The organism is Pseudolysinimonas yzui, assembly GCF_014653215.1.
Lineage (GTDB): Bacteria > Actinomycetota > Actinomycetes > Actinomycetales > Microbacteriaceae > Pseudolysinimonas_A > Pseudolysinimonas_A yzui.
This window is the reverse complement of sequence record NZ_BNAI01000001.1, coordinates 1,075,015-1,093,524: the sequence shown is the minus strand read 5'-3', so window position 1 is coordinate 1,093,524 and position 18,510 is coordinate 1,075,015. Positions and strand designations below refer to the sequence as shown.

Annotated in this window: 24 protein-coding genes; 8 read left to right on the top strand and 16 right to left on the bottom strand. The window is 69.8% G+C overall.

The genetic code is table 11. The features are described 5' to 3' along the window. Nucleotides 1-13 precede the first annotated feature (13 nt). The 7 genes from IE173_RS05510 to IE173_RS05480 all read right to left on the bottom strand — a co-directional run bounded on the left by IE173_RS05510 (nucleotide 14) and on the right by IE173_RS05480 (nucleotide 3,782). On the bottom strand, nucleotides 14-1,348 hold the full coding sequence (locus tag IE173_RS05510) for an FAD-binding oxidoreductase (RefSeq protein ID WP_191282344.1): 1,335 nt from the start codon (nucleotides 1,346-1,348) through the stop codon (nucleotides 14-16). A 52-nt stretch (nucleotides 1,349-1,400) separates the two neighbouring features. Then, nucleotides 1,401-1,751 carry a hypothetical protein gene (locus IE173_RS05505; protein WP_191282343.1) on the bottom strand — a complete coding sequence of 117 codons (351 nt, stop codon included), beginning with the start codon at nucleotides 1,749-1,751 and terminating at the stop codon, nucleotides 1,401-1,403. Then, nucleotides 1,748-2,242, bottom strand: a complete 495-nt coding sequence (locus IE173_RS05500) for a hypothetical protein (protein WP_191282342.1) — start codon at nucleotides 2,240-2,242, stop codon at nucleotides 1,748-1,750. The genes IE173_RS05505 and IE173_RS05500 overlap by 4 nt, the downstream gene beginning before the upstream one ends. A gap of 64 nt (nucleotides 2,243-2,306) precedes the next feature. After that, nucleotides 2,307-2,489 carry a DUF5302 domain-containing protein gene (locus IE173_RS05495; RefSeq protein ID WP_191282341.1) on the bottom strand — a complete coding sequence of 61 codons (183 nt, stop codon included), beginning with the start codon at nucleotides 2,487-2,489 and terminating at the stop codon, nucleotides 2,307-2,309. Between the two features lie 11 nt (nucleotides 2,490-2,500). Further along, nucleotides 2,501-2,890, bottom strand: coding sequence for a thioredoxin (trxA, locus tag IE173_RS05490; protein ID WP_191282340.1), 390 nt, complete (start codon nucleotides 2,888-2,890; stop codon nucleotides 2,501-2,503). 9 nt (nucleotides 2,891-2,899) lie between these two features. Beyond that, nucleotides 2,900-3,532 carry a DedA family protein gene (locus IE173_RS05485; protein ID WP_229841901.1) on the bottom strand — a complete coding sequence of 211 codons (633 nt, stop codon included), beginning with the start codon at nucleotides 3,530-3,532 and terminating at the stop codon, nucleotides 2,900-2,902. 43 nt (nucleotides 3,533-3,575) lie between these two features. Next, complete coding sequence (locus tag IE173_RS05480) at nucleotides 3,576-3,782, bottom strand: dodecin family protein (protein ID WP_191282339.1); 207 nt, start codon at nucleotides 3,780-3,782, stop codon at nucleotides 3,576-3,578. A 271-nt stretch (nucleotides 3,783-4,053) separates the two neighbouring features. Between IE173_RS05480 and IE173_RS05475 the strand changes: the two genes are divergently transcribed. Beyond that, entirely contained in the window at nucleotides 4,054-6,354 is a 2,301-nt protein-coding gene (locus tag IE173_RS05475; RefSeq protein WP_191282338.1) for a polyribonucleotide nucleotidyltransferase, read from the top strand. Between the two features lie 67 nt (nucleotides 6,355-6,421). Here IE173_RS05475 and IE173_RS05470 read toward each other — a convergent pair whose 3' ends face one another. Beyond that, nucleotides 6,422-6,784: a hypothetical protein gene (locus IE173_RS05470; RefSeq protein ID WP_191282337.1), complete on the bottom strand. Its 363-nt coding sequence runs from the start codon at nucleotides 6,782-6,784 to the stop codon at nucleotides 6,422-6,424. 445 nt (nucleotides 6,785-7,229) lie between these two features. On the opposite strand from IE173_RS05470, the gene IE173_RS05465 reads away from it, so the two are divergent. Next, entirely contained in the window at nucleotides 7,230-8,252 is a 1,023-nt protein-coding gene (locus tag IE173_RS05465) for an aldo/keto reductase (RefSeq protein ID WP_191282336.1), read from the top strand. A 40-nt stretch (nucleotides 8,253-8,292) separates the two neighbouring features. Here the strand turns inward: IE173_RS05465 and IE173_RS05460 are convergent, their stop codons facing one another. Together IE173_RS05460 and IE173_RS05455 are read right to left on the bottom strand one after the other, a co-directional pair. Beyond that, on the bottom strand, nucleotides 8,293-8,643 hold the full coding sequence (locus IE173_RS05460) for a hypothetical protein (protein WP_191282335.1): 351 nt from the start codon (nucleotides 8,641-8,643) through the stop codon (nucleotides 8,293-8,295). A 107-nt stretch (nucleotides 8,644-8,750) separates the two neighbouring features. Then, the gene (locus IE173_RS05455) at nucleotides 8,751-9,347 is read right to left on the bottom strand and encodes a TetR/AcrR family transcriptional regulator (protein ID WP_229841900.1); all 597 of its coding nucleotides are present in this window, start codon (nucleotides 9,345-9,347) and stop codon (nucleotides 8,751-8,753) included. Between the two features lie 232 nt (nucleotides 9,348-9,579). On the opposite strand from IE173_RS05455, the gene IE173_RS05450 reads away from it, so the two are divergent. Both IE173_RS05450 and IE173_RS05445 read left to right on the top strand, forming a co-directional pair. After that, entirely contained in the window at nucleotides 9,580-10,935 is a 1,356-nt protein-coding gene (locus IE173_RS05450; protein WP_191282334.1) for a M16 family metallopeptidase, read from the top strand. 23 nt (nucleotides 10,936-10,958) lie between these two features. Continuing rightward, a complete protein-coding gene (locus tag IE173_RS05445; RefSeq protein WP_191282333.1) occupies nucleotides 10,959-11,567 on the top strand; it encodes a histidine phosphatase family protein in 609 nt (202 codons plus the stop codon). An 81-nt stretch (nucleotides 11,568-11,648) separates the two neighbouring features. On the opposite strand, the gene IE173_RS05440 is transcribed toward IE173_RS05445, so the two are convergent. Then, the gene (locus tag IE173_RS05440) at nucleotides 11,649-12,113 is read right to left on the bottom strand and encodes a GNAT family N-acetyltransferase (protein ID WP_229841899.1); all 465 of its coding nucleotides are present in this window, start codon (nucleotides 12,111-12,113) and stop codon (nucleotides 11,649-11,651) included. Between the two features lie 22 nt (nucleotides 12,114-12,135). Here IE173_RS05440 and dapB point away from each other — a divergent pair, with 22 nt between their 5' ends. After that, entirely contained in the window at nucleotides 12,136-12,864 is a 729-nt protein-coding gene (gene dapB / locus IE173_RS05435; RefSeq protein WP_191282332.1) for a 4-hydroxy-tetrahydrodipicolinate reductase, read from the top strand. Between the two features lie 7 nt (nucleotides 12,865-12,871). After that, nucleotides 12,872-13,315 carry a hypothetical protein gene (locus IE173_RS05430; RefSeq protein WP_191282331.1) on the top strand — a complete coding sequence of 148 codons (444 nt, stop codon included), beginning with the start codon at nucleotides 12,872-12,874 and terminating at the stop codon, nucleotides 13,313-13,315. Here IE173_RS05430 and IE173_RS05425 read toward each other — a convergent pair. From IE173_RS05425 to IE173_RS05410, 4 genes are read right to left on the bottom strand one after another with little or no spacing between them, the layout of a single operon-like run. Then, on the bottom strand, nucleotides 13,312-14,202 hold the full coding sequence (locus tag IE173_RS05425) for a TIGR01777 family oxidoreductase (RefSeq protein WP_191282330.1): 891 nt from the start codon (nucleotides 14,200-14,202) through the stop codon (nucleotides 13,312-13,314). The two genes, IE173_RS05430 and IE173_RS05425, sit on opposite strands and share 4 nt — an antisense overlap. A 12-nt stretch (nucleotides 14,203-14,214) precedes the next feature. After that, nucleotides 14,215-14,640, bottom strand: coding sequence for an OsmC family protein (locus tag IE173_RS05420; RefSeq protein ID WP_191282329.1), 426 nt, complete (start codon nucleotides 14,638-14,640; stop codon nucleotides 14,215-14,217). 18 nt (nucleotides 14,641-14,658) lie between these two features. Beyond that, on the bottom strand, nucleotides 14,659-15,135 hold the full coding sequence (locus IE173_RS05415) for a DUF4395 domain-containing protein (protein WP_191282328.1): 477 nt from the start codon (nucleotides 15,133-15,135) through the stop codon (nucleotides 14,659-14,661). Then, the gene (locus tag IE173_RS05410) at nucleotides 15,132-15,548 is read right to left on the bottom strand and encodes a TlpA family protein disulfide reductase (RefSeq protein WP_191282327.1); all 417 of its coding nucleotides are present in this window, start codon (nucleotides 15,546-15,548) and stop codon (nucleotides 15,132-15,134) included. The genes IE173_RS05415 and IE173_RS05410 overlap by 4 nt, the downstream gene beginning before the upstream one ends. Before the next feature lie 122 nt (nucleotides 15,549-15,670). On the opposite strand from IE173_RS05410, the gene thyX reads away from it, so the two are divergent. Beyond that, nucleotides 15,671-16,369, top strand: coding sequence for an FAD-dependent thymidylate synthase (gene thyX / locus IE173_RS05405; protein WP_191282519.1), 699 nt, complete (start codon nucleotides 15,671-15,673; stop codon nucleotides 16,367-16,369). A gap of 603 nt (nucleotides 16,370-16,972) precedes the next feature. Beyond that, nucleotides 16,973-17,401, top strand: coding sequence for an endonuclease domain-containing protein (locus tag IE173_RS05400; RefSeq protein ID WP_191282326.1), 429 nt, complete (start codon nucleotides 16,973-16,975; stop codon nucleotides 17,399-17,401). Nucleotides 17,402-17,458: 57 nt separating this feature from the next. On the opposite strand, the gene IE173_RS05395 is transcribed toward IE173_RS05400, so the two are convergent. Further along, on the bottom strand, nucleotides 17,459-18,430 hold the full coding sequence (locus IE173_RS05395) for a YHYH protein (protein WP_191282325.1): 972 nt from the start codon (nucleotides 18,428-18,430) through the stop codon (nucleotides 17,459-17,461). Nucleotides 18,431-18,510 lie beyond the last annotated feature (80 nt).

Sequence of the window (18,510 nt, the reverse complement as noted above, 5' to 3'; positions counted from 1 at the left end):
CGCGTGTCGAGACCTACGGCCGGATGTTCGCCGTGCGGTGAAAGAGGTTGGCGGGGTCGTACGCGCCCTTGACCGACCGCAGGCGGGCCAGGGTGGCCGGCGGGTACATCCTCTCGACCGCGTCGGGCAGGTCGGAGAAGTTGCCGTACATCCCGCTCAGCCACGCGTCGAGCCGGGCCCACTGCTGCCGGATCCGCGGCGCGTGGGCGTCGAAGATCTCGCCCTCGGGGAAGAACGCGACCGAGATGATCCACGCCTCGGTGTCGCGGTAGCCCCACGCCGTCGCATCCGGCGCGACGCGGCCATAGGCGCCGCCGAGCAGCCGCACCATCAGCACGGTGTCGCCCATCTCGCGTTTCACGTCGGCGAGTTCGGCGATCAACGCGTCGTCGAACCGGGCCGCGAAGCCGTTGTCGGTGACCATCGCGATCGCGGGCGCGTCGACCTCGGCGGCGTCGGGTTGCTCGGCGAGCAGCACCTCGGCGTACGGCATCCGTTCGATCGTGTGCCCCGTCACGCCGGGAATCCCCAGCAGGGGAGTGATCGCATCCCGCGCCTCCTCGACGTCGCCGCCGGCCCAGACGAACACGATCTGCGACGAGCCCGGCATGTCGCCGAACGCCGGCATGCCCATGTAGGTCGTCGAGAGCTGCTCGGGGGCGGTGCGCAACGTGTCCCGCCACACGGTGAACGCCGCCGCGAGGTCGGTGTCGGGGGCGAAGTCGATCGCGCCCGAGACGACGCCGTCGGGCAACGGGTGCGCGCGGAAGGTGAAATGGGTGACGACACCGAAGTTGCCGCCGCCACCGCGGATCGCCCAGAACAGATCGGGTTCGGATGTCTCGCTCGCCGTCACCACGCGCCCATCGGCGAGCACGACCTGGGCGCTGACCAGGCTGTCGATCGCGAGACCCCACAGCCGCACGAACCAGCCGACGCCGCCGCCGAGGGTGAGCCCGCCGACGCCGACCGTCTGGGTGTCGCCCGACGAGATGGCGAGGCCGTGCGGGGCGAGGGCCGCGGCGACGTCGCCCCACACCGCACCGCTGCCGATCGTGACGAGATCACCCGCGATCTCGACGTCGGCGAGGGAACGCAGGTCGATGACGATTCCGCCGTCGTTCGTCGAACGCCCGAGGCTGTCGTGGCCGCCGCTGCGCACCGAGAGGGCGAGACCGGCATCCCGGGCGAAACCGACGGCGGTCGCGACGTCGGCCGCATCCGCAGGTCGCACGACGGCGACCGGGCTGCCCGGGCCCTTCGCGACCGTTGCCGCCTCGAGGTAGTCGTCGTCGCCGGGGGTGAGCACGCGGCCGGTGACGGTTGAGCTGAGCGTCGAGAGATCCACGGTTTTCAGCCTAGGGAGTGCCACCGACGAGCCGAAAGGGCGCCGTACTCCGTCAGACCAGCGAGAGTGCGCCCAGTGTCTCGAAGAAGAAGACTGCGACGAGCGCGGCGGCCGCGGTCGCGGCAACGGTCAGCACGATTCCGATGATGCCCATGATCCGGCCGCGGTTGCGGGCGATGGCGAGGATGCCGAACACCGTCGCGAGCACGGCGACCACCAGATGGATGGCGCCGATGACGATCGCCGCGACGATCACGAGCGGCAGCACCCAGACGAGCGCGAGGAAGAGGGCTGAGCCGGTCATCAGCCACAGGGCGACCCCGACGACCAGCAGGATGCCCAGAACCAGCGAGGCGATGCCGAACCCGCTCCGCGGTGCGGGTTCGGCGACGGGCAGACTCAACCGAGGTCGGGGCTGAAGCCTGCCGACAGCAGCAGGAGGCGCACGGCGATCGCGGCGGCGCCGAAGAGGAGCCCGAAGAAGCCGAGCACCCGGCCGCGTCCCGAGACGAGAGCGACCAGACCGAGAATCGCCGCGAGGCCGCCGGTGAAGAACCCACCGAAGAAGACGCCGAGAGCGAGGATGGCGAGGCCGGCCGCGCCGAGAGCCGTTGCGACACCCGACAGGTCGCCGCTGGTGAGGTCGGCGATCGCTCCGACCAGAACGACGACGACGAAGACGAGGAAGGCGAGATCGACGAGGGCGGTCAGGAGGCCGAGCACGAACGACCAGGCACCGACGCCGCGCTTCTTCTTCTCGACCGGGGCGGGGGCGACGACGGCCGCGGGCTCGGCGACGGCCGCGGGCTCGGCGGCGGTCTCGGTGACGGCGACCGGCTCGGCCGGGGTCGTCGTGGCGGGAACAGCGGGCTCAGGTGTCGACGTGTCGGACATGGCACGACTGTACTGCGCGTGCCCTGCCGTCGTCACGGGGTGACGGCGGGGAGATCCCGGTCGGTCAGCCGCTCTTGCGACGGAATTCGCGCTTGTTGCCGGCTGCCCCGTGGGTACCGTTGACGGCGGAGCCGCCATCCAGGTGGCCCGGCCGGTTCTGCGCATTCTGCTTCTTGCGCTCGAGGGCTTCGCGGAACTTGCGCTTCGTCTCCTCCGAGGCGGAGGTGTCGGCAGCCTTCTCGTCCATGGGATGCGAGCTTACGCGGTCGGCGCTGCGGCCTGCTGCGCCGCGATCTCGGCGCGCACCGCATCCATGTCGAGCGCACGCACCTGGCCGAGCAGCTCGTCGAGTGCCCGGCGGGGAAGTGCGCCCGCTTGGGAGAACACCCCGATGCCGTCACGGAAGATCATCAGGGTCGGAATCGAGCGGATGTTCATCGCCCCCGCCAGGTCCTGGTTGGCTTCGGTGTCGACCTTGCCGAACACGACGTCGGGGTTGTCCTCGGCGGCGGCCCCGTAGATCGGCGCGAACGCCCGGCACGGGCCGCACCACTCCGCCCAGAAGTCGACGAGCACGATGCCGGACTCGGTGTCGGGTTCGAGAATCGTCGACTCGAAGTTCTCGGCGGTCAGGTCGCGGGTGGCCATGAAGGAAGCCTAAGCGGGGTCGGCACCGGGTGCTGGGCTGCGGTCGGCACGCCGCGCGGCGACGCGCTGCACGATGAGGTCGACGGTGACGCCGAGCGTGATCGCCACGACGACCGAGAGCCCGATCGCGAGCAGCGGCGTCTCGGACATCACTCGACCGAACAGCGCCCCGACACTGAGGTTGTACACCGCCCACGCCGTGCCGGCGATCGCGGTGAGCGGCAGGAAGCGCCGCACCGGCAGCCCGACAGCGCCCGCCGAGAGGTTCACCGCGATGCGGGCGTAGGGGATGTACCGGGCGGTGAAGATGAGCACGGCGGGCCGGAGCAGCACCGTCGTGCGCACGCGAGCGAGGGCGGCGGCGACCGGACCGCGGCGCTGCCACGCCCAGCGGTCGATGCCGACGCGTCGGCCGATGAGGTAGCACAGCGAATCACCCAGCATCGCGCCGGCCGCCGCGACGGGGAGCAGCAACAGCACCGACGGCTCCCCAGTCGCGCCCGCGAGCGCACCGAGAGCGACCACCACCGTCTCGCTCGGCAGCACGACCAAGAACGCGTCGACGACGACCAGCAGGAAGAGCGCCGGATACAACCAGGGCGACGACGCGAGGTCCACGAGAACGCGCGTCACCTCATCCACGCCGCCTTGTTACCGCGGGAGGATGAACAACGGGTGACGCGCGTCAGTCGTCGAGGACGAAGGTGACTTCGAGGGTGACCTGCCAGGCGGTGATCGCGCCGCCGGAGACCTCCATCTTCTGCTCCTTCACCCAGGCTCCCGAGACGTTGCGCAGCGTCTTGTTGGCCCGTGCGACGCCCTCTCGGGCGGCATCCTCGAAGCTCGTCGTGCTGCGGGCGGTGATGGTCGTGACGCGGGCGACGGTGGTCATGGGATCTCCTTCGATCGAACGATGACGCGGATATCCCCAGTCAAGACCCGCCGTCGGGGGATGTCCAGGCCTCGATTCAGGGCTCAGCTGCTAGCATGTCCGAGGCTGTCAATCGACAGCTGATACCCGGAGCAGGCCGGCACAGAGCTGGTCACCGGTGGTGGTCTTCTGAAGCCTCGAGCGTCAGAGCACTTCTACTGTTGGCCAGTCAGAGCCCCTGAGGGTAGTTCTGTGCATGCTCCTGCTCCTGAAGAGAAACAGGAGTGCCCCCTTGGAGGGTCCCGAAATCAAGTTCGCCGAAGCCATTCTCGACAATGGCAAGTTCGGCAAGCGCACCGTCCGTTTCGAAACCGGTCGGCTCGCGCAGCAGTCGCAGGGCGCGGTCGCCGCGTACCTCGACGAAGACACCATGATCCTGAGCGCGACGAGCGCCGGGAAGCACCCGCGTGACGGGTTCGACTTCTTCCCGCTGACGGTGGATGTCGAAGAGCGGTCGTACGCCGCCGGCAAGATCCCCGGCTCGTTCTTCCGTCGCGAAGGTCGCCCGTCGACCGAGGCCATCCTCGTCTGCCGTCTCATCGACCGCCCGCTGCGCCCGACCTTCGTCGAGGGCCTGCGCAACGAGGTGCAGATCGTCATCACGGTGCTGAGCATCGCGCCCGACGAGTTCTACGACGCCCTCGCGATCAACGCCGCCTCGGCGTCGACGCAGATCTCCGGCCTGCCGTTCTACGGTCCGGTCGGCGGCGTGCGTCTCGCGCTCATCGACGGCCAGTGGGTCGCGTTCCCGAAGTTCAGCCAGCTGAGCGAGGCCGTGTTCGACCTCACCGTCGCCGGTCGCCTCATCACCGATGCAGGCGGCAACGAGGATGTCGCGATCATGATGGTCGAAGCCGAAGCGACCGAAGGCAGCTGGGAGCTCATCCGTTCCGGCGCGATCAAGCCCGACGAGGCCGTCGTCGCGCAGGGCCTCGAGGCCGCCAAGCCGTTCCTCGCGCAGCTCATCAAGGCGCAGCAGTCGCTCGCCGAGCAGGCCGCGAAGCCGGTGCAGGAGTTCCCGCTGTTCCCGCCGTACTCGGATGAGGCCTACAACGCCGTCGCCGAGCTCGCCTACGACGAGCTCAAGCACGTCTACCAGATCGCCGACAAGCAGGAGCGGCAGAACGCCGACGACGCCCTCAAGGAGCGCGTCAAGACCGCGATCAACGAGAAGGTCGAAGCCGGCCAGCTCAGCGGCGAGGTGCCGCCGATGGTGAGCGCCGCGTACAAGTCGGTCAGCAAGAAGATCATGCGCGCCCGCGTGCTCACCGAAGGCATCCGCATCGACGGCCGCGGCCTGACCGACATCCGGGCGCTCGACGCCGAGGTGCAGGTCATCCCGCGCGTTCACGGTTCGGCGATCTTCCAGCGCGGCGAGACCCAGATCCTCGGGGTCACGACGCTCAACATGCTCAAGATGGAGCAGCAGATCGACTCGCTGGCCCCGGTCACGAAGAAGCGCTACCTGCACCACTACAACTTCCCGCCGTACTCGACCGGTGAGACCGGCCGCGTCGGCTCGCCGAAGCGTCGCGAGATCGGGCACGGCTTCCTCGCCGAGCGCGCCCTCGTGCCGGTGCTGCCGCCGCGTGAGGACTTCCCGTACGCGATCCGTCAGGTCTCCGAGGCGCTCGGCTCCAACGGGTCCACGTCGATGGGTTCGGTGTGCGCGTCGACCCTGTCGCTGCTCAACGCCGGTGTGCCGCTGCGCGCTCCGGTCGCGGGCATCGCGATGGGCCTCATCTCCGACGAGGTCGACGGTGAGACGCGTTATGCCGCGCTGACCGACATCCTCGGTGCGGAAGACGCGCTCGGCGACATGGACTTCAAGGTCGCCGGCACGTCGGAGTTCATCACGGCGATCCAGCTCGACACCAAGCTCGCGGGCCTGCCGTCGTCGGTGCTCGCCGGCGCTCTGGGCCAGGCGAAGGATGCCCGCACGGCGATCCTCGCGGTCATCAACCAGGCGATCGACGGCCCCGACGAGATGGCGCCCACCGCGCCGCGCGTCATCAGCGTCAACATCCCGGTCGACAAGATCGGCGAGCTGATCGGCCCGAAGGGCAAGACGATCAACGCCATCCAGGACGCCACCGGTGCCGACATCTCGATCGAGGAAGACGGCACCGTGTACATCGGCGCGGTCGACGGCCCCTCGGCCGAGGCCGCGCGCGCCCAGGTGCTCGCGATCGGCAACCCGATCAACCCCGAGGTGGGTGAGCGCTTCCTGGGCACGGTCGTCAAGATCGCGACCTTCGGCGCGTTCGTCTCGCTCATGCCGGGCAAGGACGGCCTGCTGCACATCTCCGAGGTGCGCAAGCTCGCCGGCGGCAAGCGGGTCGAGAACGTCGAAGACGTGCTCGCCGTGGGCCAGAAGATCATGGTCGAGATCACCAAGATGGACGACAAGGGCAAGCTGTCGCTCGCCCCGGTCGTCGACGAGGTCGAAGGCGGCGACACCGAGTCGTCGGTCGCCGCGTCCGACGGACCCCAGGCGCCCGCCGAGGGCGCCGAGGTTCCCGCCGAGGTCTGATCTCCACCCGCTTCACCGGATGCCGTCCCCGCTCAGTCGGGGGCGGCATCCGTCGTTGCAGCCTCGCTCAGTAGTAGTAATACGGCGACTGCGACGCGGTCAGAGTCACGGCGAGGCCGATCAGGATCACCAGCCCGAGCGCCCCCGACAGCAGGCCGAGCACGAGCGGACGCAGTCGCGCGGGGATCAGCAGCGCGCAGGTGACGATCGCGGCGTACAGCGCGACGATCAGCACGAGGAACACGATCACCGTCGACGGATCGCCGCCCGTCGCGCACTCCGGCGGCGTCGGGTAGATCATGATGCAGGCCTGCGCGGGGCGGGGGATCGCCCAGAGGATGCCGATCGCGAGAACCGCGATCACGCCGCTCGGGGCGAGCCACCAGGCGAGCGAGCGGGAGCGGGTGGGTGCGGGGGTTGCGGTCGTCATGGCATCCTCTCGGCCCGGATGGGCCCTCACCTACTTCGACGCCCGACGGTCCCGCAACGTTGGGTGGGTTGTCAACCGGCAACCCCGAAATCGCGTGGGGCGATTGGCGAAGGGCCGCGATCCCGCTCATCGTCGAGGGGGATCGCGGGCCCTTCAGTGAGGAGTGCAACGGCCGGTCCGTGCGCTGTGGACGACCCGGCTCCGGATGCGGAAAGCATCCGCGCGACGTTCACGTTACGTCGCGCGCGCGCCGAGTGCGAGGGATCGACACTCGATTCACACGAAGTTCACCTCGTCAGGGTCCCGCGAACTGGGGGCGATCCGAGTCGTAACAATTCGGCCACGTCGTCCGGTCTGTCTGCGTACGCCGCGTTAACCTTTGCTCAGCAACACGCCGCACCCGCAGACGGCAGGTCGCACTGAGCGGGGTCGAGGAGGCGCCAAGATGACCGGGGAGAGCGTTCCGGTGGGCCGACGGCCCGTCGCGGTCACGACCTCGCCGACGCGCATCACGACCGAGCAGACCCGGGCGATCGTCGGGGCGACGCCCGCGGCGCGGCGACAGGTCGGCCCCTCCGATCTGCAGGTCTTCCCGGTCGCGCTCAGCGGCAACGTGTTCGGCTGGACGGCCGACTCGGTCGAGAGCGAGCGGGTGCTCGACTCGTACGTCGCCTACGGCGGCAACTTCATCGACACCGCCGACTCGTACGCCGGCGGGCGCAGCGAGATCATCATCGGCAACTGGATGCGTTCCCGCGGGTCGCGCGACGACATCGTGCTCGCCACCAAGGTCGGCAAGAGCGCCGACCACCCGGGATTGGCGGCGCGGGCGGTCACCGCGGCCGTCGAGGCGTCGTTGCATCGGCTGCGCACCGACCGCATCGACCTGCTGTACCTGCACATCGACGACCCTGACGTGCCCTTTGAGGAGACCCTGCTCGCGGTCGACGAGCTGGTGCGTGCCGGCAAGGTGCGGTATTTCGGCGGGTCGCACCACACGGGCAGTCGGCTGATCGAGGCGCGGATCGCGTCGGCGCAGCTCGGGGTGGCTCGGATGGTCGCGCTGCAGAATCAGTACAACCTGATGTTCCGGCGGGAGTACGAGGAGGGGCTCGCGCGGGTCGCGGCCGACCTCCATCTCGGGGTCATGCCGCGGTTCGCGCTGGCGAGCGGGTTTCTCACCGGCAAGTACCGCTCCAAGTCCGACCTCGACGGCTCCCGACGAGTCGAGGTGGGGCACTACATCAATCGAGCCGGGCTGCGGGTGCTTCAGGCGCTCGATGCCGTGGCGGCCGAACACGACTCGCCGCCGGCCACGGTCGCGCTCGCGTGGCTGCTCAGCAAGCCGAATGTGGTCGCACCAGTGGTGTCGGCGAGTGCCGTCGACCAGGTGTTCGACCTGGTCGCTGCGGTCGACGTGCGGCTCACCCGCTCTCAGCTGATGAGCCTCGACCGCGCCAGCGCCTGACGAAGGTCGGGCGGCGCGGCCGAGGCTCGGCCGGGTGCGCTTAGGCGTTCACACCCGGGATGATCACGCGTCCGCCGATCAGCACGAGCCAGATGACGAGCAGGATGATCGCGATCACGGTGATCGCGGCCCCGCCCCGTCGGGTGGTCCCGCTGAAGACGAGCTGCAGCAGCAGCATGAGAATCGTCACGACCGCGAGGAGCGGGGCTCCGAACGGCACGTTCGCGATGAACAGCGACAGCACGAACAGCACCGAGGCGATGATCTGGATGATGGCCAGGATCGTGGAGCCGCGGCGGAGCCGGGTGATCGCGTCGATCACGGCGAGCACGCCGCCGACGAGCGCGATGATGAACGGCAGATCGATGACCACGCTGAATTCCAATGCCATGGGGGCAGCCTTCCAGTCGGGCACGGCGGGATGCCGCGCGACCCGAGCCTAGCGAGGCGCCGTCCTGGTTCGGTGCCCTTTCGGGAGGCACCGGGCCGTGCTAGGGGTCAGTGGCCGGCTTCGGCGACCATCCGGTCGAAGACGCGCGTGAGCGCGGTCGACGCGGCGATCGGATCGCCGGCGTAGCCGCCACTCATGGCGCCGTCGCGCGCGAGCACGAGCTCGTCGGCGGCGTCGCCGGGCATCGGATGTCCGAGGGCGCGGGTGAGCCGCTCGAGGACGGTCGCGTACCACTCGCGATGCTCGCGCACCGCGAACCGCACGGGGTGCTGGGGGTCGGAGAACTCGGCGGCGGCGTTGATGAACGGGCACCCGCGGAAGCCGGGGGCGGCGATCGCGTCGAGGATCGAGTCCCGCACCGCGGTCAACGCGGCCGCCGGGCTGAGGTTCGCAGCGGTGATGCGGGCGAACTCCTCAGCGGCCTGCCGGTGCCGGTAGTCGACGTAGGCCGTGATCACCCGGTCTTTCGAGCCGTAATGCTTGTAGAAGGTCGCCTTGGTGACGTTCGCAGTCGCGATGAGTCGATCGACGCCGACCGAACGGATGCCTTCGTCGTAGAAGAGCTCGTCGGCCGTCAGCAGGATGCGGAGTTTTGCGGGCGCCTCGGGCAGCTGGGTCAGGGGCGGTTCGATGTCGATGGACACGGGCTGCTCTCAGTCGGCACGGTACTGCGGGTGGCGGCCGTGCCCGCCGGGGGGTGCGGACACGGCCTTTCCGCGCGACCACTCGGGTTGGCCACGGGGACCACGGGATCTCGGGGGGAAGATCCGTTGAGCGAGTCTAGCATAGGAGGACAGACAGAGTTGTCTGTCCTCTTTCCTCCAGTTCGGGGGGGGGGGCGGCGCCACACGAACGGGATGACTTAGGCTCGACAGGATGAACGGCGCCGTTGCGTTCCCGCTCGACGTGCCCGAGCTGGAGATCGCCGCATCCGGTGGCTCGCGCGTTCGGCGTACCATCCTGCCGAGCGGGGTACGCATCTTGAGCGAGCAGGTGCCCGGCTCGCAGAGCGCGACCGTCGGATTCTGGGTCGCCGTCGGGTCACGCGACGAAGTGCCGGTGACGTACGGTTCGACGCACTTCCTCGAGCATCTGCTCTTCAAGGGCACCACCTCGCGCACGGCGCTGGACATCGCCGTCTCGTTCGACGCCGTCGGCGGCGAGCACAACGCGATGACGGCGAAGGAGTACACCTGCTACTACGCGAAGGTGCGCGACCTCGACCTGCCGATGGCGGTGCGCGTGCTCGCCGACATGTTCACGTCGTCACTGCTCGACCCCGACGAGTTCGAGAGCGAGCGCGGGGTCATCCTCGAAGAGCTGGCGATGGCCGACGACGACCCGTCGGACGTTGTCTCCGAGCGCTTCTTCGAGGCGGTCTTCGGCGGGCACGCGCTCGGCCGACCCATCGGCGGCAACCCCGCAGCGATCTCGGCCGTCACCCGCGAGGCGGTGTGGGAGCACTACCGCGCCAACTACCGCCCGCAAGACCTCGTCATCTCGGTTGCCGGCGCCGTCGACCACGACGAACTGGTGGGGTGGACGATCGCCGCGCTCGAGGCCGCGCAGTGGAATCTTCACCTGCCGGCTCATCCGGTCGCCCGCCGCGACCCGTCGTTCGACGTGATCGATCGCGGCAGCCCCCTCGTGGTCGTCGACCGGCCCCTGGAACAGGCGAACCTCCTGCTCGGGGTGCCCGGTGTGCACGCCGCCGACGATCGCCGGCCGGCCTTCACGGTGCTCAACTCGGTGCTCGGCGGCGGGATGTCGTCACGGCTGTTCCAGGAGATCCGCGAGAAGCGGGGCCTCGCCTACTCGGTCTACTCGTTCGCGGCGTCGTACTCCGATGCCGGGGTGCTCGGTCTGTACGCGGGATGCTCACCCAAACGGGCTCCGGAGGTCGCCGGCCTCATGATCGATGAGTTCCGCCGACTCGCCGAGGGGGGCATCACCGCCGACGAACTCGCGCGCGCCCAGGGGCAGCTCGGGGGCGCATCCGCCCTCGCCCTCGAGGACTCCGACACCCGCATGACGCGGCTCGGCCGCTCGGAGCTGACGACCGGAGAGTTCGTCGACCTCGATGAGACGCTGCGTCGCATCGCATCCGTCACCGTCGACGCCGTGCGCGACCTCGCCGAGGAGCTCGCGGCCCGTCCCCTCTCGATCGCCGCCGTCGGCGCGGTCGATGCCGCATCGCTCACGGGTCTCGACGGCACCGCCGTCGCTGCCTGACCTCACGAGCTCAAGGAGTCGAATTGCCTTCCCGCTATCTGTATCTCGTGCGCCACGGCGAGCAGCAGGATGCCGAACACGGCTTGCCCGACGGACCGCTGAGCGCGCGCGGGGTGCGGCAGGCGAAAGCGATCGCCGAGCGGCTCGGCGGCGTGCCGTTCACGGGAGCGTGGACCTCGCCGTTGCAGCGCGCACAGGAGACGGCGCGCATCATGACGGAGCGCCTGCCCGCTCTCGAGCCGCAGCCGTCGGCCCTGCTGATGGACTGCATCCCCTCGGGTCCGACGCCCGACCTGCCCCACGCGTTCGAGCCGTTCTTCGGCGGAGTCACCGAAGAGGAGATCGCCGCCGGCGAGGCGCAGATGTCCGACGCGCTGGCCGAATGGATGACGCCGCCGGCCGGAAGTGACCGCCACGACCTGCTCATCACCCACAACTTCGTGATCGGCTGGTTCGTGCGCGAGACCTTCGGCGCCCCGACCTGGCGCTGGCTCGGCGTCAATCAGGCGAACTGCGGGTTGACGATCATCCGGGTGCGTTCCGCGAAGCCGCCCGTGCTCGTCACCCACAACGACCTCGGGCACCTGGCCCCCGAGATCCGCACCGGCCTCACCGTCGCCCAGCCCTACTGACCCCGGTCGGGGTGGTCGAGTAGCCGCGCGTCAGCGCGGCTGGGCCCACGACGCCGGTTCCTGGACGCCGCGGAGCGGCGTTCAGGCCGTGCGGTGGGGAGCGAGACCCTTCGAAAACCAATGCGTGGCGTTCGGGTTGTCGTTGTAGGGCGGGATGTCGACGTACCCCGACGAGCGGTAGAGGGACTGCGCGGCCTCAAGACGCTCGTTGGTGTCGAGCACGATCTCGGTCGCGCCGAGGTCGGCGGCACGACGCTCCAGCTCGGTCAGCATCGCCCGACCGAGACCGGTGCCGCGTGCGGTCGGTCGCACCCAGAGGTGCTTCACCTCGCCGCGATCCGGCGCGATCATCCGAACTCCGCCACAGCCGACGGGAGCCCCATCGAGTTCCGCGACCAGGAACACCCCGGCGGGAGGCACGAACAGGGCCGGATCGGGGCGGAAGGTGCGGTAGCCCGGCATCCCGAGCTCGCGGCTGGTGAAGTACTCGCCGAGTAGCTCGTCGGCGATCGGGTCAGCTGTGGGCGTCGGCACGAACTGCAGCACGGGCCAACTCTAAGCTGAGGGCATGGCCACCTCCGTCGCGATCGTCGGCTCCACGGGACGCATGGGAGGGTTGATCGACCGGCTGCTCACCGCGGGCGAGGGATTCGACGTGCATGCGCGCATCGGTCGTGGCGACTCGCTCGACCAACTCGACGGTGCCGACGTCGTGATCGACGTCAGTGTGCCGGCGGTCTCGCCCGGAGTCGTCGAGGCGGCGCTCGATCGCGGCATCCCGATCGTGGTCGGAACCTCCGGCTGGACGGCCGACCGCATCGCCCCCGTCGCCGCGCGGGTCGCCGCCGACCCCGAACTGACGGCCCTGTTCATCCCGAACTTCTCGCTCGGGTCGGCTCTCGCGACGCGCTTCGCCGAACTCGCCGCGCCGCACTTCGAGTCGATCGAGATCATCGAGGCCCACCACGCGGGCAAGACCGACTCGCCGTCGGGCACCGCCATCCGCACCGCCGAACTGATCGGGGCCGCGCGGGCCGAACTCGGACCGGTCGCCGCTCCGCACGCCGATCAGCGGGCCCGCGGCCAGCAGGTGGCGAGCGTTCCAGTGCATTCGATGCGGATGTCGGGGGTCAGCGCCCGGCAGGAGGTCGTGCTGGGCGGGGCGGGGGAGACGGTGCGAATCGTGCACGAGACGCTCTCCGACGAGTCGTACGAGCCCGGCATCCTGCTCGCTCTCGGCGCTGCCACCCCGGGCACCGGCCTCGTCGTCGGTCTCGGCGCCCTCCTCGGGTTGTAGGGGTTCCATGCGCACCAAACTCGCGGTCCTGCTCATGGTCGGGCTGCTCGTGCTCTACCTGATCTTCGCGATCCGCTACGGCGTGCTGCTGATCGGGCTCGGCGAACCCGTCGCGGTGGGGCTCGGGGTCGCGCTCTTCGTGCTGCCGCTTCTGGCGATCTGGGCGCTCGTCCGGGAGCTGCTGTTCGCGGTGCAGGCGGAACGGCTCGGGATGAAACTGGATGCCGAGGGCGGGCTGCCCAGTGAGGAGCTGCCCCAGCTCCCGAGCGGCCGCCTCGATCGGGCCGCGGCCGCCGAGGTGTTCCCGAAGTACCAGGCCGAGACCGAAGCCGCACCGGAGGACTGGCGCACCTGGTTCCGGCTCGGACTCGTCTACGACGCCGCGGGTGACCGCCGACGCGCGCGCTGGGCGACCCGGCAGGCGATCCGGTTCAGTCGCGTCACGAGCTAGCCGGCGAGCGCCGCGTCGATCGCGTCGCGCACCGTGCGGTGCCGCCACTCGAACCCGTCGGCGGCGAGGCGCACGGGCTGAAGCTGCACGTCGGCCAGGAGCAGGTGTTCGCCCGCATCGCCGAGGGCCAGCCGGATCGCCCACGCCGGAACCCAGAGGAAGCGGGGTCGGCGGAGGGCCTCGGCATAGGCCGCCGTGATCTCGTCGGCCGTCGCGGGTGTGGGCCCGGCGAGCACGACGGGGCCCGAGATCGTCGAGGTGAGCAGGTGCACGATCGCCCGCACCTCATCCTCGAGCGAGATCCACGGCCAGAACTGCCGCCCCGACCCGAACCGCGCGCCGAGGCCGAACGTGGTGAGCAGCCGCACGGGCGCCAACCCGCCCGACTTCGCCACCACGACGCTCGTGCGCAGCGTCACGACCCGGGTCTGCGGTGGGGCGAGCCCGGCGGCCTGCTCCCACGCCAGCACGAGGTCGGGCACGAAGCCGCTGCCGCGCGGGGAGTCGTCGTCGAGTCGCACCCGGGGCCGATCGCCGTAGAAGCCGATCGCCGAACCGCTGAGGAAGGTGGCGGGCGGAGCCGGCATCCCCGCCATCGTCTCGGCGAGCAGGCGGGTGGCGTTGATGCGCGACGACACCAGCTCGCGACGGTAGGAGTTCGTCCACGGGATGCGGGCGATCGACGCCCCCGACAGGTTGATGACGGCGTCAGCCCCGGTCAGCACCGCGGGGTCGAGTTGACCGGCATCCGGATCCCACCGCACCTCGTTCGCCGACTTCGGAGCGCGGCGCACCAGGGTGGTCACCCGATGACCGCCCGCACGCAGGGCGCGCACGAGCGGCTGACCGATCAGGCCGGACGCGCCGGCGATGACGATGCGACTCATCGACAGCCCGGCCTACGCCAGGCTCGCCTCGAGGGTGATGGTGGTTCCGGTCAGCGCCTTCGACACGGGGCAGTTCTGCTTCGCGTCCTCGGCGATCGCCTGGAACCCGGCCTCGTCGAGACCCGGCACCTTCGCGCTCACCAGCAGGTGCACGCCGGTGATTCCCTCACCCGGCTGGAACGTCACCGCTGCGGTGACCTGCAGACTCTCCGGCGGGTGGCCCGCTTTCGCCAAGGCCGACGAGAACGCCATCGAGTAGCAGGCCGAGTGTGCGGCGCCGAGCAGCTCTTCGGGGTTGGTGCGACCGACTTCGCCCTCCGAGCGCGCCTGCCAGGTGACCGGGAACTCGCCGGCATCCGAGGAGTCGAGGCTGGTCGTGCCCGACCCGCTCGTCAGATCCCCGAACCACAGCGTCGTCGCTTCAGAAGTCAGTGCCATGACCCGAGCCTACGTTTTCTAGGCCGTCGCGGCACCCTTGCGGCCCAGGACGCCGACCCGCGCCAGCAGCAGATAGATCTGGCAGCCGAGGCAGTACGCGAACACCGAGTTGAGGAAGGCGGCGAGGAACGCGGCCGCGCCGGCCACGATGAGGGCGATCGACCCGAACGGCACGAACAACACGATGCCGATCACCGTGACGAACAGCCCGACGCCCTGCGCGAAGGTCGGCGGGGTCGGATCCTCGAGTTCGAGCGGGGGCTTGAGGCGGGGGCGGATGACCGCCTTGAAGAACAGCCCGTACGGATGCCGGGCGACCCCGGCGACGGCGCTCCACAAGAAGACCGCGGCGTTGTAGATCGCCAGCACCAGCGCGGCGGTGTCGAAGCCCAGCAGGGCGAGGGCGATCACGACGAGGAACAGGATCGCGGTGACACCGGCCGTGAAACGAGGGCCGCGCGGGTCGATGCCGCGCGGAGTCGACGGGGCGGTCATGCGGCGAGCACCCGCTGCAACTCGGCGATGACGACATCCCGTCGCACCGCGCCGCCGATGCGCGCACGCACGGTGCCGTCGGCGTCGAGGATCAGAGTCGTCGGGGTCTGCAGCACCCGGTAGCGCGACGCCAGCTCGGGCCGGTGCGTCACGTCGAGGTCGACGTGCGTGACCTCCTCGGTGCGGGCCGCGAGGTCGTCGAGCACCCGAGCCGTCGACTTGCAGGGGGCGCACACCTCGGTGGAGAACTGCAGCAGCGTCGCGCGCCCGCCGAGGGAGACCCCGTCGATGCTGACGATCCGGGCGTCGGAGATCGTTCGGGCGCGGCCCTGGGTCGCCCGGTGGAGGAAGCCGAGCAGCGTCGCGGCGAGCACGAGGCCCCCGAGCGCCAGTGCGACGGTTCCGACATCCATGACTCACAAGGTAGTGAGCGCGCCGCCTCGCGTCACACGGGCCTGTCATACTCCGTCACACGCCGGGGCCGGATATCGTGAGGGCCGTGTCCGCGCCTACCGAGCTCCAGTTCCGATCCGACATGACCGTGGAGCTCGTGCGCTCGAGCGCCCATGACTCCGATGTCGTGTTCGCTGCCCGCGTCTCGACGATGGGGGAGCAGACCCTCGAGGATGCCGCCTCCGGTGTCGACGCCGGGTCGAAGGACAAGGGCCTCATCAACTTCCTCATGCGCGATCGTCACGGGTCGCCGTTCGAGCACAACTCGATGACCTTCTACGTACAGGCGCCGCTCTTCGTCTTCCGCGAGTTCATGCGGCACCGCATCGCCTCCTACAACGAGGAGTCGGGCCGCTACCGCGAGATGCGCCCCGTCTTCTACGTGCCCGCACCGGAACGGGATCTCGTGCAGGTCGGCAAACCCGGCGCGTACGACTTCATCCCCGGTGACCCGTCGCTCACCGAGCTCGCGGTCGCGTCGGGTCGCGCGGTCGCTGAGTTCGCCTACGCCGAGTACCAGAAGCAGCTGGATGCCGGCGTCGCCCGCGAGGTCGCCCGCACCGTGCTTCCGCTGTCGCTCTACTCGTCGATGTACGTCACGATGAACGCCCGGTCGCTGATGAACTTCCTGTCGCTGCGCACCAAGCGCCCCGAGTCGCACTTCCCGTCGTTCCCGCAGCGCGAGATCGAGATGGTGGCGGAGCTGATGGAGGAGGCATGGAAGCCCCTCATGCCCCTCACCCACGCCGCATTCGAGGCCGGCGGCCGCGTCGCCCCCTGACAGCCCTCGACCGCTCCGCGCCGTTTCGAATCGACACGCCGGGTTGCGGGTACAACACGCCGACGCTCGGACGAACCGGTGCTGAGCGGGCGTCCTCCCCACCTTGAATACGCCGGCTCCCTTCCCACCGAGGCCGCTTGCACGACGATGGGCCGTGCGCCGTCGCGACAGTGAGGCATGCGACTCGCGGATGCTGTGCCCGACGGGATCACCACGACTCGGGCACTCCGAGATGCGGGCGTCCGCGATGCCGAAATCCGCACGGCGGTTCGGCGGGGTCTCCTGGTGCGCATCCGCGAGGGCGTCGTGGCAACACCGGACTGCGACCCGGCGGTCGTCGACGCGGCGCGAATCGGCGGCCGGATCGCAGGCGCCAGCGCGGCACGGATGCTGGGGTTCTGGGCTCCTCCGCGCCGCCACCTGGTGATCGAGGTGCCCCGAGGCTCACACATCCCGGTGACAGATGCGGCCATCATCCGGGGTCCGGCGGGACCCAACCGGTTTGGTGTGTCGACGGCGTCCGACTTGGTCGCACAGATCCTCCGCTCGGAACCTCCACAGTTCGCAATCGCCGTCCTCGACTCGATGCTGAGGCGGTCCGGGATGACGCGGATCGAGATCGAGTTCGCTGCGGCGGGGCTCCCACGACGACTCCGTCGCCTGCTTGCGCTCGTCGACCCACGCGCCGAGTCCGGAACCGAGTCGATCGTTCGGGTCCTGCTCGCGCTAGAAGGCATCATCGCGACCCCGCAGGTGCGTGTCCCATTCGGTGACTTGGAGCGGCTCGATCTCGTCATCGGCGACCGGCTCGTGATCGAGTGCGACAGTCGCGCACATCACTCGACGCCCGGCGAGCTCGATCGCGACAACGCGCGCGATCTCATGCTGACCGCCCTCGGCTACCTCGTCATCCGTGTCCGCTATCGAGCGGCTGTGGGCGACCCTGCCGGGGTGGTCGCCGCCGTGCGTGCGGTGGTCGATGCGGGGCTGCACCTCGACCGCTCGGCACCGAGTCGCCGCGCCACGCCGTGATTGCGTGCTGTCGGGCGGCGTGTCGTCGAGACGGGTGCTGAACGGGCGCGACCCCGCCTACTGCGGCGGCCCCTGCTGCATCGGGGTGGCGCGGAAGCACGACACCGAGTACGGGAAGTCCTGCGTCATCACGTAGTGGTAGGTGGTGACGACCTCGCCGTCGATCACGACGTCGGAGACGAGTCCGTGGCACTCGTCGAGGTCGGCCGTCGTGAGGATGTTCCCCTCCGAGACGGTCGGCCCGGTGATGGGGAACCCGTCGAGCGCCCACCCGATCACCGTGTCGACGCCCACCTGCGAGATGCAGCGGGAGAGCGAGTGGTAGTGGTACACCCCGAGGTTCTGCGGGTGCCCATCGCACGCGTCTTGCACCTCCCACGCCCCGGCATCCCGACCTCCCGCGTCGAAGCCGTTGAACAGCGCGACGCCGGTGAGCATGACGCCCGCCTCGCCGCCCATGCACTGCGGCTCTCCATACTCGGGGGATGCGGAGAGCCGGTACTCGAGGTCCTGCTCGCTGATCGTGTTGGGGTTGGCGTCGTATACGCGGGCCGGGTCGTCGTGCGCGACCGGGAATTCGCCGGTCGGGTGATCGGGCAGGTCGTTGGTCGCCACCACCCGCTCCGCGCCGTCGACCGTCACCGAGAGCTGCGGTGCCCAGTCGACCGTGCCTTGGATGGCGACCTTGAGGTCGATGTCGTACGCGGTGTTGTCGGCGACGAACCACGGCCCGCGGGTCTGGGCGCCGGCCTGCTCGTCGGCGACGAAGGTGTCGCGGCACAGGTAGACGGTGCCGACGGCGGGGTCGGTGACGGTCCACTTCTCATCGCCGACGGGAAGGATGCCGTCGGCGTAGCGGTCGCCGTACGACGCGCCGGGGTCGAGCACGACCGCATCCGCCGAGTAGTCGGAGTCGGCCGGCGGGATCGTCGCGGTGGGCGAGCTGGTGACCGTCGTGGTGGTGCAGGCGGCGACGAGAAGCAGGATGCCGACGCTGAGTGCGGTGGCGACGGGACGACGAAGCGACATGCCTGTGACGATAGGGATGCCGCGGGCGCGGCGGGAGGAGTCATGCGTCACGATTCGCCCAGAAGTTGTGCCCCGCCAAC

Coding starts and splice junctions, on each gene's coding strand:
- IE173_RS05465 (WP_191282336.1), top strand. CDS start 7,230: ATGACCGGGGAGAGCGTTCCGGTGGGCCGACGGCCCGTCGCGGTCACG.
- IE173_RS05410 (WP_191282327.1), bottom strand. CDS start 15,548: ATGGATGTCGGAACCGTCGCACTGGCGCTCGGGGGCCTCGTGCTCGCC.
- IE173_RS05460 (WP_191282335.1), bottom strand. CDS start 8,643: ATGGCATTGGAATTCAGCGTGGTCATCGATCTGCCGTTCATCATCGCG.
- IE173_RS05430 (WP_191282331.1), top strand. CDS start 12,872: ATGCGCACCAAACTCGCGGTCCTGCTCATGGTCGGGCTGCTCGTGCTC.
- IE173_RS05420 (WP_191282329.1), bottom strand. CDS start 14,640: ATGGCACTGACTTCTGAAGCGACGACGCTGTGGTTCGGGGATCTGACG.
- IE173_RS05400 (WP_191282326.1), top strand. CDS start 16,973: ATGACGCGGATCGAGATCGAGTTCGCTGCGGCGGGGCTCCCACGACGA.
- IE173_RS05450 (WP_191282334.1), top strand. CDS start 9,580: ATGAACGGCGCCGTTGCGTTCCCGCTCGACGTGCCCGAGCTGGAGATC.
- trxA (WP_191282340.1), bottom strand. CDS start 2,890: ATGGCCACCCGCGACCTGACCGCCGAGAACTTCGAGTCGACGATTCTC.
- IE173_RS05395 (WP_191282325.1), bottom strand. CDS start 18,430: ATGTCGCTTCGTCGTCCCGTCGCCACCGCACTCAGCGTCGGCATCCTG.
- IE173_RS05415 (WP_191282328.1), bottom strand. CDS start 15,135: ATGACCGCCCCGTCGACTCCGCGCGGCATCGACCCGCGCGGCCCTCGT.
- IE173_RS05470 (WP_191282337.1), bottom strand. CDS start 6,784: ATGACGACCGCAACCCCCGCACCCACCCGCTCCCGCTCGCTCGCCTGG.
- IE173_RS05500 (WP_191282342.1), bottom strand. CDS start 2,242: ATGTCCGACACGTCGACACCTGAGCCCGCTGTTCCCGCCACGACGACC.
- IE173_RS05495 (WP_191282341.1), bottom strand. CDS start 2,489: ATGGACGAGAAGGCTGCCGACACCTCCGCCTCGGAGGAGACGAAGCGC.
- IE173_RS05425 (WP_191282330.1), bottom strand. CDS start 14,202: ATGAGTCGCATCGTCATCGCCGGCGCGTCCGGCCTGATCGGTCAGCCG.
- thyX (WP_191282519.1), top strand. CDS start 15,671: ATGACCGTGGAGCTCGTGCGCTCGAGCGCCCATGACTCCGATGTCGTG.
- dapB (WP_191282332.1), top strand. CDS start 12,136: ATGGCCACCTCCGTCGCGATCGTCGGCTCCACGGGACGCATGGGAGGG.
- IE173_RS05480 (WP_191282339.1), bottom strand. CDS start 3,782: ATGACCACCGTCGCCCGCGTCACGACCATCACCGCCCGCAGCACGACG.